Consider the following 17,597-nt stretch of genomic DNA (forward strand, 5'->3'; position numbering starts at 1 on the left):
CTGTCCTTCCCTTCTACTGCCATGTAGCCTGTACAAAGTCAATAAATTCGTCCTTTTGTTCCTCTGTGTCCAGTCTTGCAGTCCACATATGATCGCCCATTGCCCCGGAAATAATCTCCGGAATATCTTCATCCATCACAATCTGATCATGATAGCGTTCCCGGATTTCTTCAGGTGTATGAATATAATTCTTTCCATTTCTGCGTCCTGCATAAACGGCAAAATATTTTCTTTGGTTCAGATCAACATATGTTTTGTCATAGACCACCATATCTGCCCAGATACTGTACACATCCACGCTATTGGCATAATTATACATATCCGGTGTCCATCCGCCCGCCGGACGCATATTCACTTCCAGAGCAACAATATCTCCCTTTTTGCCCAGTCCCTCTTTATCATCCAGAAGTCTGAAAAATTCCAGGTGGAAGAAACGGCTTCTCACATCAAAAGCCTTAACAGTTGCCCTTCCGGCCCTTCTCAAATCTTCCGGCAGCATATTGGCCGTATAGTAAGACAGATGATCTTTGTTATTGACAATATCCGCTACACTTCTTGGCCAGGATACGGTTGTCTCAAAAATAATGTCACCTTTGCTGTCTGAAATACCATCATAAGACCAGATATCACCTGTAATGAATTCCTCCATAATATAATCAACATCCGACTTTGTCTCATAGAAATAACGCATTTCATCCGGATTGGACAGCTTATAGCTTTCCTCTGCCCCCATACCAGCGTCAGGTTTAACAAATACCGGATACCCGACTTTCTCCGCAAACGCAAGACCTTCCTCCAGAGAAGAAACCATGTGATATCTCGCCGTCGGTACACCGGCCTTCTTGTAAAAGGCTTTCATTGCCGACTTTCTTCTGACGTTCGCTACCTGATCACTCTTCATGCCTGTTGTGATATTAAAATCCGTGCGCAGTCTGGCATCCTGCGTCAGCCAGTATTCATTATTACTCTCCAACCAATCAATCTTACCATACTGATGCGTAAAATATCCCAGTGCACGCACCATCTGGTCATAATCTTCCATGCTGTCTACGCGGTAATACTCCGTTAGACTGTTCTTGACCTGCTCCGGCAGAGAATCATAAGGCGCATCACTGAGTCCCAGGACGGTAACACCTCTCTGTTTTAATCGATCGCAAAAATTCCAGTAAGATGTTGGAAACTGTGGTGATACAAATACAAAATTCATTATTCTCCCTCTTTCGTTTCTAAATTCAATTTGGCAAATGCTGCTGCAAATGCATTGTTAATCGGTTCATTCGCCTCTTTCTGCTGCCGCTTCATATACTGCTGAATATCTCGCTTGCTGACACCGGCCCCCTCTTTCTTCCGCCGGTTCTGAAAAGCAGACAGCTTTTCCTTATAACCGCAAGTACATACAAAAGTCTGCGCATCGCCCTTGCCGTACATTTCCATCTTCTTGTGGCATTTCGGGCATCTGGCATTAGTCTTTCTTGCAATACTCTCCCTGTATCCGCAACTTCTGTCCTGGCAGACAAGCATTTTGCTGTTTTTTCCCTGTACAGACAACATCCGCTTGCCGCAATTCGGACACAGATGATTCGTCAGGTTCTCATGTCGAAACTGCCCCTCTCCACCGGCAATCTCCTTGACAATCTCTTCTGTGTAACCTCGGATTTCAGAAATAAAGACATCTTTCTTCAAGCGCCCCTCTGAAATAGCCAACAGCTTTTCCTCCCAGTCCGCTGTCAATTCCGGTTTCTTCAAATCCTCCGGTACAAGCCCCAGCAGCTGACGTCCCTTGGAAGTCACCCGGATATCCTTATCCTTTTTCTCCATCAGAAAACTGTTAAATAGCTTGTCAATGATATCCGCTCTCGTTGCAACTGTTCCGAGATTTCCTTTCTCCATTGCTGTCAGCAGTGTTCCCTCATTATAATAAGCAGGGGGTTTTGTCTGGCCTTCACTCGCCTTCGGGCGCATCACTGTATCTTTTCTGCCCTTTTCAAGTTTTGGCATACTTGTCACAGTCATAAGCAAATCGTCATCCTCTTCTTCCCATTCTGACTCATAAGCCTGCTGCCATCCGGCTTCTTTCATCATCCGGCTACCGGCCGTCCACTTCTCTCCGGCACAGCTGCCTGTCAGCTTAATCTGCTCATACTCACACGGCGGATAAAGCACCGCCAGGAAACGCCTCACAACAAGATCATAAATCTTTCGTTCCTCCGAAGACATATGATCTAACTGTACAAACTGCTCCGTCGGAATAATCGCATGGTGATCTGAAACTTTGCTGTCATCCACAAAACGCTTGTCCATCCTGATCGGCTGCAGAAGCAATTTCCCAGCCACCTTCCTATACGGTCCGACGGCACAGGCCTGCAGTCTCTCTTTCAAAGTTTCTGCCACATCCTTGCCTATATATCGGGAATCTGTTCTCGGATACGTCAGAACCTTGTGATTCTCATACAGCCGCTGCATAATGTTTAACGTTTCTTTTGCCGAATAGCCAAAACGCTTATTCGCATCTCTCTGCAGTTCTGTCAGATCATACAGCCCCGGTGAATAGCTCTTCTTAACCGTCCGCTGCACATCCGTGATCACCATTTCATCTTTTTCCGCTTTTTCAGCAATCGACTGTATACGACCTCTATCAAAAGAGCGATTGCTGCCGCTCTTTCCATCCTGCCAGTTCCATGTCATACCATGACTCACTGTTGTCAGTGTATAGTATTTCTTAGGCACAAAGGATTTGATCTCCTGCTCTCTGGATGCGATCAATGCCAATGTCGGTGTCTGAACGCGGCCACAGGAAAGCTGTGCATTGTAACGACATGTCAATGCCCTTGTTCCATTCATTCCCACCAGCCAGTCTGCTTCCGCCCTGGCCTCTGCTGCCGCATACAAATTCAGATAAGCCCTGCCATCCTTCAATTTCTTAAAGCCTTCACAAATCGCTTTATCCGTTACCGAAGAAATCCAAAGACGCTTGACCGGCTTCTTATTGCCGGCAATTTTCAAAATCCATCGGGCTACCAGCTCACCTTCCCTGCCGGCATCTGTTGCAATGACAATTGTCCCCACGTCTTTGCGCAGCAGCTGATTCTTCACAATCTGAAATTGTCTGTGTGTCTGCTTAATCACAACAAGCTTAAAATGCTGTGGCATCATCGGAAGATCTTCGATCCTCCATGACTTATACTTCGCATCATATCCTTCCGGATCTGCCAGGGTTACAAGATGCCCCAGAGCCCAGGTCACAATATACTTCTCACCTTCAAGCGCCCCCTGACTATTTCTTGTACATTGCAATACTCTGGCAATATCCCGTCCTACGGAAGGTTTTTCTGCAATTACCAATGTCTTCATCTATAATAAACCTCTACCTTTCTGAATAAATAGGCTTCTTATAGTTTATCACATTATTGCCCGCTTACAAAACAAATTAAAAATAAAACTAATTTTAATTCTTCTTCAAAGACTTAACTCCCAATAATTTCTTCATGAATTTCAACGAAGCTACTTGACATTGCAGCTTTTTAATGATATAACTTAACGAGTCTCGCATTCACAGCGAGCAAATTAACTGAATATTTGTCGTATAGGACTATAGATTTTCCGAGTTTCTGATTTACAAACTGGTGATCTTTGGTCCTTTTTTTTACCACTTATCAACCACAGCAGCTATTTTCAGAGCAGTTTTCCACTGATTCAATCACTGCTGTACACCACACTCAGAAAGGAGTTCAATATGTCTGCAGCCGATACTTCTTATATGAAAGAAAAACCTGTTCTGTCACTGCTGCTGAGTATGGGTATCCCTATGATGCTTTCCATGCTCATCAATTCCCTCTATAATATTGTTGACGGTATTTTCGTTGCACGCATGAGCGAAGATGCAATGATGGCTATTTCCCTTGTCTACCCTGTCCAGAATCTTCTGCATTCTATCGCAGTTGGTTTCGGCGTCGGTACCAATGCTGTCATTGCCATCTTTCTCGGGAGCCGCAAAGGCGACGCAGCGTCATCTGCCGCATCCCAGGGAATTCTCCTGAATCTCTGCCACGGCCTACTGTTCATGGTTTTCGGCATTCTCTTTATGCGGCCATTCCTGAATATGTTTACTTCCAACGAAACAGTCCTCGCTTATGGTATGCAGTATGGTATTATCGTCCTTTGCTTTTCGATGATCCACACAACAGAACTGTCTTTTGAAAAGATTTTTCAGTCCATGGGTCGTATGAAAACATCTATGATCAGCCTTGGAAGCAGCTGTATGATCAATATTATCCTCGACCCGCTGCTGATCTTCGGCATTGGCCCATTTCCTGAAATGGGGATCCGCGGTGCTGCGCTGGCAACCGGTATCGGCCAGACCACCGGTTTATGCATCTACCTGCTGACCAACCGCATAAAACCATTAAATCTTCAGTTTAAAATGCAATACTTCAAACCGGACAAAAATATCTGCAGACGATTATACGGTATTGGCATTCCCGCTACTTTGAATATGGCTCTGCCTTCATTCCTGATCTCTGCATTGAATATTCTCCTTGGCACATTCTCAGATACACAAGTGCTTGTTCTTGGCATCTACTATAAACTGCAAAGTTTCCTGTATCTTCCTGCTAATGGTATGATTCAGGGCATGCGTCCAATTATGAGTTATAATTACGGTGCGCGTCAATCATCCCGTGTCAGAAGCATCTATCAGACTGCATTGTATATCATTATATTGATTCTTCTGGCTGGAACCGTTTTATGTCTGGCCGTTCCGGATCAGCTGATTCATCTGTTCAGCGATAATACAGAAACGATTGTCGCAGGCCGCCGGGCACTCCGCATTATCTGCATTGGATTCGCTGTATCCGGAGTATCCGTCGTCACTGCAGGTGCTCTGGAAGCCATGGGAAAGGGCATACACTCATTACTTATCTCCTGTATGCGATATATTGTCCTGATTCTTCCTCTGGCTTTTATCTTCAGTCATTTCTTCGGTGTCAACGGTGTATGGCATGCTTTCTGGATCACGGAAGTCATCACAGCTGTCACCTCCGGTCTTATTTTCTATCGTCAGTATCGGGCAATCGCCTGATACTGACTTTCTTTTTCTGTTCATGTCGATACCATACACATCCTCCGACAAGTATCACACATACAATACCGGCAATCAATCCGGCCGCCTGCCTGTCATTGGCCTGCTGTTTCTCCGGTTCTGCGGAATTCTGACGCCACTGCGTCCTGGATTGTTCTGTATGCTTCTTGAATTTCCTGGTTCGATCCGATGTATTCACCAGCACATGCCACTCCCCTGAATCGGCAGTATTGCCTGCCTTATCTTCTGCAACAATGCGAATCGTCTGATACTCATCTGAAGCTCCCGTCTGCAATTCAAGCAGTCCCTCCGCTTCTTCAATCTCATCTTCCGAAAACTGTTCTTCCAGCCTGCCGTCAAGATAATATTTCACACAGGAAAGCTGTGTATTATCATCAACCGTCACCTGAAAATTATGAGATGTTCCATGATAATACTGCTGCTCTTCCAGATTAATTATCGAAATTCGAGGTGCTGTTCGATCGACAATAAAACCGATGGTCTGCGCCTGCTGTTCTGCTGATGAGTAATTACTTGCTCTGTCTTTCGAATCCAAATAAAGTGAATATGTTCCCTCACGGCTGAAACATTTCTCATCAATTGTATAAGTATATTGCTTTCTTGACGTTTCATTGCCAACCGCCTCAATTGTATAGTCCTTCTCCGGCTTCAACTCACGCAGACTGCCATTACAGCTGAGGATCACGCTTGAGTCCGTCAGCCAGTCCATATTGTTCTCATAAATAACGACTTTCTCCGGACTGCTGATAAAAACCTTTTGTACCATCGCTTCTGTCTTCTGATCAAAGGCATAATATGAACCATTGCGATTAACCGTAAAAAACAGCTCTGCCTCATCATCATTTCCTGCCAGATCGGCTGCATGAACAGATAATCTGTAAATACCGTCCATCCCACTACCGAAATCTCCCATTGCAAGCTGCAGATGATGCGTATCTGTTTCCTGCCTTTCCACCTCCGGCATCTCCACCTTCTTGCCTGTTAATTCATCTAATGCAACTGTCACCTCCCCTTCATCAAGATTAACATCATAAATATCTATCACCGGCTCCACTTTTCCATTATTCGATGAATAGGTTTCCACACCCTTAATGGACAATTCCGGCTTCACGGTGTCGAGGACAAATGCCCCAGATTGATAACGCTTCGCCTGATTGCCCGCGGGATCTGACCACTCTATGGTTAAAGCATTCATGCCATCCCTTTCAAAGAGGATTTCCGACTGATAACCCTGATCTGTCTTCACCCAATCAATCTCTGTCACCTTTTTTTCTTCGCCGCCGGAGACAACTGTTATCCTACCATCTTCCGGCCGAAACCACTGTTCATTCACTGTGATCAATGCCTTTCTTACCTGATTGTAATAAGTTTCATGATGACTGTCTGATTCATTGAACTTCACAGAAACTTCCGGTGCCGTCCGGTCAATGGTAAATTCCGGCACAACCAGTGTTTCAGCTTCATTACCTGCCAGATCTCTGCATGAAAATGTCAGCTGGTAAGTTCCTTCCCCATCAAATGTCATCACACCCTCTGCCTTGTCACCATTTCTGCGCCACCCCGAAAATGAATAGCCATCCTCATTCTCTGTCTGCACACTCGGCCTATATGAAAAATCGAAGTTCTCATCCTGTACAAAGATGGATACCTGACAGCTGTCCGAATAAAAATCTCCCACTCTCCGCCCTTTCGTATCCAATCGCCCGGTAATCACCGGACATGTGCTGTCTTTCATCAGTACGATCTGCGCTTCTTCTCCCGTATTACCGGCCTGATCTACCGCCCAAAATGAAAAAGTTACTTCTCCGTCTGCAAAAACTGACAAATCAGGCACATAAGTCATGGTCCCCCTTCCTTCTATCTGACGCTTTTCTTCTTTCTGATAGCCTAAATGATCTCTGCCCCGACACATGATCCATTGTACATCTGATGCCGCAGTTCCCTCTGCATGCTCATTCCATGCCAAAACAAGTGAAACGCTCTCCTGTCCTGTATAAATCTCACGGCCCTCATCAGCCTTTGACACCTTTTTCACGGATAACTTCAATCCAGTATCCTCTGGGCCTGACATTCCCATCAAAACGCCTGATACCAGCATAACTACAAGCAGCACAATCATCCTTCTTCTCATTCATTCTTCCCCCATCCATTCACTGCCGCACTTCTGCAGCCATTTGCATCCTCTTACGCAGCATTGCCTCTTTCTCCAGTATAATCTCTTTCTCATTCTGTCTGGCACTGCCATCATCCTCTGCCAACCGCCTGTTTATCTCTGTCAAAACTGCCTCTATCTCTTCCTCAGAAACATTCTCTGACTGCATATCATAGACGGCCCTTTCCACCATCATTCCCAGAATTCTATCATAGATCGCCAATTCCCATCGCGGTTCTTCCAGGTATAAATCATCCTGCAGCACACTGTGAACCTCCGTCCAAAATAACCCTCTCTCTGTGCTGCCTGCCGGAGGCTTCTGACTATTTTCCAAATCAAAAACCTCCGACAAACTCCATCTTCTGAATATCACTGCTCTTTTCTGCCAGATATACTTCCATTCATCGTATACCCCCAAATCCAATTCCTCCATATCCGCTTCTTCAACATTCTGAAACCAGGCAGCTGCCTGTCCCTTGGAAATCCCGGCATCCGATTGAAGATACACAGCGATTCCCAACTGGTAACTGAGTATCACCCACTTGGCCTCATCCGCCTTCAGGTACTCTCTGTTCAGACGCATCAGCTTCTGTATCTGCTGCCATTCCTCCTCAGAAAGCAGGCCATCCTGCATATAAGCATCATATAAGGCCTGATAAGCATCTATTCTCTCCGGCATCATTCCGATGGCATTAAGCAGTATACTCTCTGCATCTGCTGATTCCGCTGATTCAGCCTGATCAAGTGTCCTTTCATAAGCTGCCGATCTCCAATAGTCGGCGAAGGCTGACAGACTTAAGTAAAAGGTCAAGAATAGGCCCGCTATTCCTATGCTTAATCGTCTAAAAAACATCCGCCTTCTTCTGGAAACATCTTTACTGGCAACATACAACATCCGACTGATCCTTCGCCAGGAAGTCCGTCTCTTTTCAGGCTCTCTGGCTGTACATTCCAAAACCAGCTGATTCATAATCCTCAGCTGTCCTCTCCTGAAGACTCTCTCCCCCACCGACCATTGTCTGCCCGATTTCGGACAGAGTCTGATCTCTCTAAAAAAAAATATCTTCTCTGCCGGACAATCTCCCGTTAAAAGAAAGTGCAGCAAAGCGCCAAATCCATACACATCCGTCCACGGGCCCGGACCGCACACATGACTGTACTGCTCCGGTGGTGCAAATCCCGGTGTTCCCATCTCACCAACCTCCATCCCATCTCCAAGAATGCAGGCGGCACCAAAATCAATCAGACCCAGCTGTCCGGAGTCAGTCACCATCACATTGGAAGGTTTCAGATCCCGGTATATGACACTGTGCCTATGTAAATACGACAGTCCCTCCGCCAATTGCATCATCCACGACAGTACCTCATCCGGCTCAAAACACTTCTCTCCCTGATACAATTTCCTGTCCATCAGCATCTGCAATGTTCTTCCCCTGATATAGGACATCACCAGACAAACCCTGCCATGTGCCTCCCATATCTCCCTGACAGTAGGAAATGCAGGATACACAACCGATGATAAAATACGCGCCTCACGATATAACGAAACTCTGGATACTTCATTATCCGCAGATACCTTTAATGCATAGCAGCAGCTGTCTTCCTGACAAACAACAAGATAGACTCTTCCCGAACCGCCTTCGCCAAGATATCGTTCTACCCGGTAACGGTTATCTGCGCTTTCAAACACTTCTGGCAATCGCAATCACCTTCCTCGCCCTGCTACAGTTCAAAACAGTCACTGCAGACAAAATACGCTGTCTTCTCTATTCAATTTATCTTTCGTACAATGGAATTCTCTGCCTGCATCAGAATCGGCAGACAGCCTTATCAGAAATGAAATATTGACGCTATTATACACCCGTCTCCACTGATTGCCAAGCACTTTCGACATCCTTTTTTCTTAAGTTTTTATAAAACCAAATTTTCCAATTAGCCAACATTTTTCGACTCCATAAAACGTCCAACCGTCATTTTTCGACTCAACAAACCGTCATTATCCGGGGTAAACCCATTCGTTTTCACCTAAACCGCAAACCATCCGCTCCATCAAAAAAACTCCTACAGAATGTCCACCACATAAAGTGATCGCATCCATAGGAGTTTTTATATGAAACAACCTACATTTACTATCAAGTGTCTGCCAGTTAGTTGAGTTTTTTTCCCATTAAATATACACGATTTATCTGAAGTGCAGAAATGCTGCCCCTATAGCTGTCATATAAGCCGCCTGCTTCGGTATGATAAAATCAATATCATACAGCTCACCAACCTGCCCCAGCATAATTCTTGCCTGATTCAAAGTGGCTGTGGAACCGCCGATAACCGCCTTTTTTAAATTCACATTTCTGCAGGCAAATACAGCCAGTGTTCCTGCTGTCTGGAAAATCATATTCATCAGCCCCAGAGCCACATCTTCATCCGTGGCTGTACTCTTCATCTTTCCCAGATTGGAAGATGTCGCATAATCCGGCAATGTCTCCATCTGGTCTCTGCTCAGTTCTGCAATGCCCCAGTCCACATTCTTCAGATTGCCCTGTTCTGCCATATCCGCAATCACTTCCACATCACGGATACCGAAAAGTCTTGAGGAAAGACCCACCAGTGTGCCGCCGCCCACAGCACTGCCGCCGATATGCTGAATGCCATCAGGGCCTGCATGAACAAAAACAGTACCTGTGCCGATACTGCCCACAACCGTTTCTTCAAGCCCGGTCAGATAGAGGCCGCCTGTTCCCAGCGCATCAAATTCCGTCACTTTCGTGGTCGGAAGGCCATAGACATCCCCTTCCACATAACTGGCTCCCATACCTGTAAGCATCACGGCCTCAACATCTGCAATCTGCATTCTCTCCTCACAGAGTATTTTTCCAACGGCTCCATACATTGCTGTCACCGGATCAGAAGCCGAAACCTTCAGTGAATTTAAAATTGTTTTACTTTCGTCCATTGCAACAATCTTTGTTGCAGAACTTCCTATATCTATACCTAATACAACACCCATCTTTTATTGCCTCCACCTATATACAATTTTCTGTCATAATACTATCCATTTTCCCTTACGGCTGGAGCCTTCACGCTTTACTTTTCTTGTTGTCGCTCTATTATATATTCCGTGCGCAAATATCCGCCAGACAGCATTTATCGCAATAAGGCTTCGTTCTTGCCGTACAGACTTCCCGTCCATGTTCAACCAGACGATGACAGAAATCGCTGCCCTCCTCCGGCGGCACCAGTTTCCACAGAGCCATCTCCACCTTTTTCGGGTCTTTGATGCCGTCCACGATGCCGATTCTATTGACCAGACGGATACAGTGGGTATCGGTTACAATGGCCGGTTTGCCAAAAACATCCCCCATGATCAGATTCGCACTCTTTCGTCCAACCCCCGGCAATTTCAGCAGTGCATTGAAATCATCCGGTACCTTATCATGATACTGTTCATGAAGTATCTTCATGCAGGCGCTGATATCCCTGGCCTTGCTCTTTCCAAGTCCACAAGGACGGACAATTTCCTCAATATCAGTCACATCCGCTGCTGCCAGAGAGGCCACATCCGGATATTTCTCATACAATCCTTCTACCACTACATTCACTCTGGCATCTGTACACTGGGCAGCAAGCCGGACACTGACCAGTAACTTCCATGCCTGGTCATAATCCAGAGTACATTCCGCCAGAGGATAGGCCACTTTCAAACGCCGGATGACTTCCAGCGTTAATTCTTCTTTCGTCATTTCAACCCCTCCAAAATATATTTCGAATTCGCTCGTTTATCTAAAACTCAACCGCTTTTAATCTTCAATTGAGTTCTATCTTTAGTTTTATTCTTACTTATTTCCTGCCAGCCTGACAAATAACCCCTGCGGCAGTTCAAATATAAACACAATTCCCAGCACGATAGCCACCGCCACCTTCACTGCCGTGTAGCCTGTCTCGGCCGCCAGCCACAGCTGGTCTGTCACAATGTAATAGGCTGTCCAATACACACCGGCGCCCGGCACCAGTGGAAATATCCCTGCGATCAGGAAAATGGTAACCGGACACTTCTTCCGCACTGCTGCCAATCTGGATAAGAAAATGACCACCATAGTGGCCGCCAGGGATGCACCTGCTGTGCTGAAATGTTCCAAAGTCAGCAGGTAGACAAGCCAGCCCGCTCCACCAATGACACCGCAATAAGGATAGTACTTTGATGGTACACCAAACAAAACCGAAAATCCCACTGTTGCTATCACAGCGGCTATGATTTGGATCATCATAAGTCAGCACCTCCCGTCAACAGTTTCAACACTGCAATTCCCATACCGACACCAATGGCAATACAGATAAAAACAAGTAGTGCGTCAATCATCCGCACAGTACCTGAAATGTAATCTCCATCTGCCGCATCACGAATCGCAACAGTAAAAGCGACACCCGGAACCAGCGGCATCATAGAGCCAATGATCATAAAATTCAGATGGTCCCCCAGTCCCAGCATATAAAGGAGATTGCAGACCAGCGTCACAAAAGCGCCGCCGCCCACATTACCCACAATCTTTGACAAATGCGGGCCGCTGATATAAAGAATATAGACATAGATCAGAAATCCTGCAATGGCTGCCGCCAGACAATCCATCAGATTGCCCCCGAAAAGGCAGCAGAAAGCACCGCTTGCCACACCTGAAGCCAGAATCAGCACGCTTTTTCTCTTGTCCGGCATCCGGCGAATCGTCTCCAATGCCTGATAAGCTTCTGAAACCGTATATTTTCCTTCCGCGATCTCTCTTGAAAGCTGATTCACCGCTGCCACTTTATCCAGATGAGAACCATTCACCGGTATGTGCCGTACCTTTGCAAACACATGCCCATGCCCTTCACCAGCTGTTGCCAATATATAATTCATCAAAATAAACTGACTGGCCGATTCAACACCGTAATGTCTGCAGATTCGGTCCATGGTTTCTTCCACCCTGAAAATCTCTGCACCATTCTCCAGCAGTAGTTCGCCTGCCTGCATCGCCAGTTCCATCACTTCATCTTCGTCACAATCAATGGCTGTATCTATTGTTGATTCTATTCTCTTCTGACCGGATGTGCTCATGATGACGCCCTCCATTTACCTGCAATCTACATCTGCTCATGCTATTATAACATATAAAAACAGTGCGCTAAAGTACAAAAAAGAATGCGCCGCACGCTCCTGTGCAACAAAAAAAGCAGCTCATGATGAACTGCTGGCATTTTGTTGATGAAATTATGAAAACTGACGGTTCAGGAATACTTCAAAGCTGTCGGCCGCAGCTTCTTCGTCCGGTCCCTCAATATTAACGGTGATGACATCGCCAACTACAAGCTTTAATCCCATCCATTCCAGAATATCCTTGCCATTGACTGTCTTCTCATCCTTTGTCACTTTAACATCTGAAGCAAACTGTGATGCCTCTTTCATAATCAGTCCTGCTGAACGGACATGCAGAATGCCGTCTTCAATCTTATTCACTGCTACCGAGAATTGTTTCATGCTCGTCTCTCTCCTTTGTATTGTTTAATCCTCAAATTCGTCTATATTTTAACAAAAAAACAAAATCCTTTCAATACAAGAATAGAACCAATTTTTGAAAGGATTTTATTTCATTTTGATAAATATGCACAATGTCACTTCTTATTTCAGTAAAACTGCCTTGACTTCCTTCAATCTTTGCTCAAATTGAGAATAAAAACTGACTTCTTCACCAAAACCGCGCATATAAAATTCTTTAAGAACATAAATATTAATTTGCTTGATGGTGCCGTCACTGGCATTTTCTTTCCTCAATGATGCAGCTACATCCTTCAGAAAATAGTGCCAGTCATTGACAAACTTCTCATACTGATCTAATTCCGGTATATCCAGCCATTTTCTGACTTTGATCTTCTGACGATCCGTTTTCACACATTCCTTTGTCTGAAGAATGTATTTGAAACTTCTGTCCTCATACAGTCTTCCCAATGGGAACAGACGGCAGAACCCCGGTCTGATTTTATGGATACCGCATCTGCCCTCCTGATTCAGGAAAATACAGTGTTCATCTTCACCTACCATCTTGAGATTCGGCAGGATCATTCCGTCCACAACATTTAACTCCACATGATCCGCCAACAGCGCTTCAAACGGAATACGAAAATAAGTACATATCCTATGGACATCTAATGGATCCAATAGAATGGACTTTCCCATTCCGTGACAACAGACGGAACATCCTTCACATCCCTGGCAATCTGCCCTGACCATATCATTGGCTGTATAGAAACGGCCATCTGAAATCTCATTTAAATCTATATTTCTTTCCATATTCAATACCTCGTATCTGCTTAATGTTTAATAAACATTGTATCATATTTTTCGACTTTTTATTTGAAAAATCAATTATTTTTTCCATTGAATCCATGATATAATTTTTATAATTCAGAACTCAACAACCAATCGCAGCTGCAGATTATATTGACGCTGCCTCTATTGCGGCAATTCCAATACCTGTATTTCGCATAATTATACAACGCATATACGAAGAAAGGAAGCCCCTTATGGTCGAACAACTTTATCACAACCCGGATATTTACAGAATTTATGTCCCGCTCCCTGACAACCCATTGAAATATCTCAACTGCTATGTTCTTGTTTCAGATGGTGAAACATTGATCATTGACACCGGCTTTAACCGCCCGGAATGTAAGCAGGCACTTTTTGACGGACTTGATGAGCTGCAAGTGGATTTTGCCCATACAAAGCTTTTTCTCACCCATCTTCACGGAGATCACAGCGGCCTCACAGAAGAACTGACGACCAGAGGCGTTCCTGTTTTCATGAATGCCATTGATTATGATTATCTCTGTCAAGAGCTTGCCTCCGGCGGATGGCAGGCCATGGAACAGATTTTTCTCATCGAAGGCTTTCCTATGGAAGAAATCGAAAAACAGAAAAAGGGCAATCAGGCAAGACTTTACTCACCGCATCACCCTTTCCCTGCCTCCAAAGTCAGCGACAATGATCTGCTAACAGTTGGCGGTATCACCCTTCGCTGTATCCATACACCGGGGCACACACCGGGACATACCTGTCTTTATATAGAAGACAAAGAAATCCTTTTTTCAGGGGACCATATTCTTTTTGATATCACACCGAATATCTCTGTATGGCGAAATATTCCTTACTCACTGGCAGACTATCTGGAAAGCCTGCAGAAAATAAAGGGTCTGAAGGTTTCCCATACATTTCCGGGACACAGAGAGTTTCACGGAGATATTCATGATCGCATCAATGCCCTGGCCCTTCACCATCATGCGCGTTTAAAAGAAATCCTTGACGCCATTGACCATCATCCCGACTGCACTGCCTATGAGACTGCCGGCCGGATCAGCTGGTCTGCCAGAGGCCGCGCATGGAACGATTTTTCACCAAATCAGAAATGGTTTGCTATGGGTGAAACACTGGCGCACATCAAATGGCTCTCCGACAAAGGCGCCATAAGCAGCACCAGACCGTTGTCTCTGAACATGCCAAATATTCCAAATGCCCCGTCAAAAGAAACGGCAGAAAACCGTTATCAGGCTCTCTGCCATTCTTCTGATCTGTTCTTTTATTCACGACGTTTTTCTGATGACGATTTTTATGAACACGTTACACATTATGCATGAACATGTTCTTTCATCACTTTATACAGCTGAATGATGACGGTCGGTATAAAGGCCAGCAGCGCAATCATTCCAATCTGATAACCGCTCAGAGGTGACACTGAGAAAAGTGTGCGCATCACAGGTACAAAGATGACCAGTGCCAACAGCAGCACACCGCCGAAGAAAGCACCGACACTGTAAATATTGGATGCCAGACCGATTTTGAAGATGGAATGTCTGCTTCTGCAGTTGAATCCATGGAACAGTCTTGCCAAAGTCAGTGTGGCAAACGCCATAGAACTGGCTGTTGCACTGTCCGTGGACAAACCGATATAAAAAGCGATCATGGTACAGACTGCAATCAGACCGCCCTGTACGAAAAGGGCTGTCATCAGGTCTTTCGTCAGTATTCCCTGTTTCGGATCCCGTGGCGGCTCTGAAAGCAGATCTTTTTCTGCCTTTTCCATACCAATGGCAATGGCCGGAAGAGAGTCTGTCAGCAGATTGATAAACAACAGGTGCACCGGCTGAAACGGTACCGGAAGTGCTGCAAGAGATGTATACAATACCGCCATGATTCCGGCCATATTGCCTGATAACAGGAACTTAACCGCATTCTTGATATTGCGGTAAACGTTTCGTCCATTAGCAACAGCCTTGATGATAGTGGCAAAATTATCATCCGTCAGAATCATGGATGCCGCATCCTTTGATACTTCCGTGCCGGTAATCCCCATCGCCACACCGATATCTGCCTTTTTCAGGGCCGGGGCATCGTTGACACCATCGCCTGTCATGGCTGTCACTGCGCCTTTACGCTGCCATGCATCCACAATTCGGATTTTATTCTCAGGTGAAACACGGGCATAGACAGAAATCTTTTCGATGTTCTCATCCAGTTCTGCATCACTCATCTCATCCAGTTCCGGTCCTGTCACCGCCATATCTCCTTCACCGAAAATACCAATCTGTTCAGCAATGGCTGTTGCTGTGATCTTGTGATCACCGGTAATCATCACCGGACGGATACCGGCTCTTTTTGCCTCTGAAACAGCTTCCCTGGACTCTTCTCTCGGCGGATCGATCATGGATACCAAACCTATGAAAATCAGATGGTCTTCCTCATCCAGTGTCAACTGCTGATTGGCTTGTGCCTCCTTATAAGCAAATGCAAGGACTCTCAAGCCCTGTTCGGAAAAAGCTTGATTTTTATCTAATATCTCCTTTACATCCTGCTCAGTGATCGGACGGACTTCATCCCCGATACGGATTCTGTCCGTTCGCTTCAGCAGAATATCCAAGGCGCCCTTAACCAGAATAGTCGGCACACCATGCAGGCGATACTTTGTGCTCATCAATTTTCTGTCTGAATCAAATGGTATCTCCTCCATACGCGGCATCATCTCTTTCAGAATATCCTCTTTGATGTCCACTTTTCTTCCCATTTCCAGAAGCGCCACTTCCGTCGGATCACCGATACTCTGGCCTTCCACAATAGCGGAATCATTGGTCAGAATCGCATCGTAGAGCAGATACCGATGAGACTGCTGCTTCAGGTCCAGTGCATCAGCTTCCATTGTCTGATGATTAATATAAACCTGCTGAACCGTCATTTTGTTCTGCGTCAGCGTACCTGTTTTGTCCGAACAGATGACAGATACACATCCGAGGCTCTCCACTGCTTTCAGATCTTTGATAATAGCATGTTCCCTGGCCATCTTCTGTGTTCCCATGGCCTGTACAATGGTCACAATAGAGCTCAAAGCTTCAGGAATCGCAGCCACCGCAAGGGCTACCGCAAACATCAATGAATCCAGTACCGGCATCTTCCTGTACAGACTTAAGACAAACACAACTGCACTGATAATCATAATAACAATGGCCAGTTGGCTGCCAAATTTATCAAGGCTCACCTGCAGCGGTGTTCTCTTCTCCTTTGTAGCATTCATAAGCGCCGCAATCTTGCCGATCTCGGTCTCCATGCCCGTAGCTGTCACCAGTACAACCGCACGTCCCCCGGTTACCAGACTTCCTGAATAGACCATATTGATACGGTCTCCCAGTGCCTTCTCCCCTTCCAGCACCACGGTCTTCTTCTCAACATTGGTGGATTCGCCCGTCAATGAGCTTTCATTCACCTGCAATGAATAGCTTTCAAGAATTCTGCCGTCCGCCGTCACCATATCACCGGCCTCAAGAAGCAAAATATCCCCTTTAACAACCTGTGCAGAAGGAATCTCCCCCTTCACACCGCCCCTGAGCACCTTTGCCGTTGGTGCTGACAGGGTTTTCAGACTTGCAAGCGATTTTTCTGCTTTCTCATGCTGCACTGTGCCAAGAATCGCATTCATCGTAATAACCGCAAATATAACAATCGTGCTCTCCACATTTCCCGAGATCATTGAAATAATCGCAGCAATGATAAGAATAATAACCAGAAGATCTGCAAACTGCTCTGCAAAGACACGCCATACACTTTTCTTCTTCGTCTCCCGGAGCACATTTTCTCCATGCGCTTTTAATAGTGCTTCTGCCTTTTCACTGCTCAGCCCATTTGCATCTGATCCAAGGGCTTCCAACACTTCATCCTCATGCATCTGATACCATTCTTTCATCAAACTTCCTCCTTTCAGATGTCCGATTTGTCCTCTTTCACACCTTAATTCCTAAATCTTAATAAAAGAAAAAGACCTTTAATGTATGATATCC

General features: G+C 45.5%; 13 protein-coding genes. 2 read left to right on the top strand and 11 right to left on the bottom strand.

Annotated features, from left to right (window positions below; all coding sequences use genetic code 11):
* Window positions 1-13: 13 nt before the first annotated feature.
* Together NBH03_RS06355 and NBH03_RS06360 are read right to left on the bottom strand one after the other, a co-directional pair.
* A complete protein-coding gene (locus NBH03_RS06355) occupies window positions 14-1,207 on the bottom strand; it encodes an ATP-grasp domain-containing protein (RefSeq protein ID WP_250798259.1) in 1,194 nt (397 codons plus the stop codon).
* Window positions 1,207-3,351 (bottom strand): DNA topoisomerase III, encoded by a 2,145-nt coding sequence (locus NBH03_RS06360; RefSeq protein ID WP_215689003.1) that lies wholly within the window; start codon window positions 3,349-3,351, stop codon window positions 1,207-1,209. Before NBH03_RS06360 ends, NBH03_RS06355 begins: the two co-directional genes overlap by 1 nt.
* A gap of 382 nt (window positions 3,352-3,733) precedes the next feature.
* Between NBH03_RS06360 and NBH03_RS06365 the strand changes: the two genes are divergently transcribed.
* Window positions 3,734-5,077, top strand: coding sequence for an MATE family efflux transporter (locus tag NBH03_RS06365; protein WP_250798262.1), 1,344 nt, complete (start codon window positions 3,734-3,736; stop codon window positions 5,075-5,077).
* Here NBH03_RS06365 and NBH03_RS06370 read toward each other — a convergent pair.
* The 8 genes from NBH03_RS06370 to NBH03_RS06405 all read right to left on the bottom strand — a co-directional run bounded on the left by NBH03_RS06370 (window position 5,043) and on the right by NBH03_RS06405 (window position 13,566).
* Entirely contained in the window at window positions 5,043-7,229 is a 2,187-nt protein-coding gene (locus tag NBH03_RS06370) for an Ig-like domain-containing protein (RefSeq protein ID WP_250798264.1), read from the bottom strand. The two genes, NBH03_RS06365 and NBH03_RS06370, sit on opposite strands and share 35 nt — an antisense overlap.
* A 19-nt stretch (window positions 7,230-7,248) precedes the next feature.
* The gene (locus tag NBH03_RS06375; protein ID WP_250798369.1) at window positions 7,249-8,940 is read right to left on the bottom strand and encodes a serine/threonine protein kinase; all 1,692 of its coding nucleotides are present in this window, start codon (window positions 8,938-8,940) and stop codon (window positions 7,249-7,251) included.
* A gap of 492 nt (window positions 8,941-9,432) precedes the next feature.
* Window positions 9,433-10,254 carry an acetate and sugar kinases/Hsc70/actin family protein gene (locus tag NBH03_RS06380; RefSeq protein ID WP_250798267.1) on the bottom strand — a complete coding sequence of 274 codons (822 nt, stop codon included), beginning with the start codon at window positions 10,252-10,254 and terminating at the stop codon, window positions 9,433-9,435.
* Between the two features lie 100 nt (window positions 10,255-10,354).
* Window positions 10,355-10,987, bottom strand: coding sequence for an endonuclease III domain-containing protein (locus NBH03_RS06385; RefSeq protein WP_015512723.1), 633 nt, complete (start codon window positions 10,985-10,987; stop codon window positions 10,355-10,357).
* Window positions 10,988-11,080: 93 nt separating this feature from the next.
* Window positions 11,081-11,512: a threonine/serine exporter family protein gene (locus tag NBH03_RS06390; RefSeq protein WP_250798269.1), complete on the bottom strand. Its 432-nt coding sequence runs from the start codon at window positions 11,510-11,512 to the stop codon at window positions 11,081-11,083.
* Window positions 11,509-12,336 (bottom strand): threonine/serine exporter family protein, encoded by an 828-nt coding sequence (locus tag NBH03_RS06395; protein ID WP_227082319.1) that lies wholly within the window; start codon window positions 12,334-12,336, stop codon window positions 11,509-11,511. The genes NBH03_RS06390 and NBH03_RS06395 overlap by 4 nt, the downstream gene beginning before the upstream one ends.
* Window positions 12,337-12,489: 153 nt before the next feature.
* Entirely contained in the window at window positions 12,490-12,756 is a 267-nt protein-coding gene (locus tag NBH03_RS06400) for an HPr family phosphocarrier protein (RefSeq protein ID WP_250798270.1), read from the bottom strand.
* 141 nt (window positions 12,757-12,897) lie between these two features.
* Window positions 12,898-13,566: a YkgJ family cysteine cluster protein gene (locus tag NBH03_RS06405; RefSeq protein WP_117541543.1), complete on the bottom strand. Its 669-nt coding sequence runs from the start codon at window positions 13,564-13,566 to the stop codon at window positions 12,898-12,900.
* Window positions 13,567-13,799: 233 nt separating this feature from the next.
* Between NBH03_RS06405 and NBH03_RS06410 the strand changes: the two genes are divergently transcribed.
* The gene (locus NBH03_RS06410) at window positions 13,800-14,909 is read left to right on the top strand and encodes an MBL fold metallo-hydrolase (protein ID WP_250798274.1); all 1,110 of its coding nucleotides are present in this window, start codon (window positions 13,800-13,802) and stop codon (window positions 14,907-14,909) included.
* Here NBH03_RS06410 and NBH03_RS06415 read toward each other — a convergent pair.
* Complete coding sequence (locus NBH03_RS06415; protein WP_250798276.1) at window positions 14,900-17,503, bottom strand: cation-translocating P-type ATPase; 2,604 nt, start codon at window positions 17,501-17,503, stop codon at window positions 14,900-14,902. The genes NBH03_RS06410 and NBH03_RS06415 overlap by 10 nt on opposite strands.
* Window positions 17,504-17,597 lie beyond the last annotated feature (94 nt).

The organism is Coprococcus intestinalis, assembly GCF_023656595.1.
Taxonomy (GTDB): Bacteria; Bacillota; Clostridia; order Lachnospirales; family Lachnospiraceae; genus Coprococcus_A; species Coprococcus_A intestinihominis.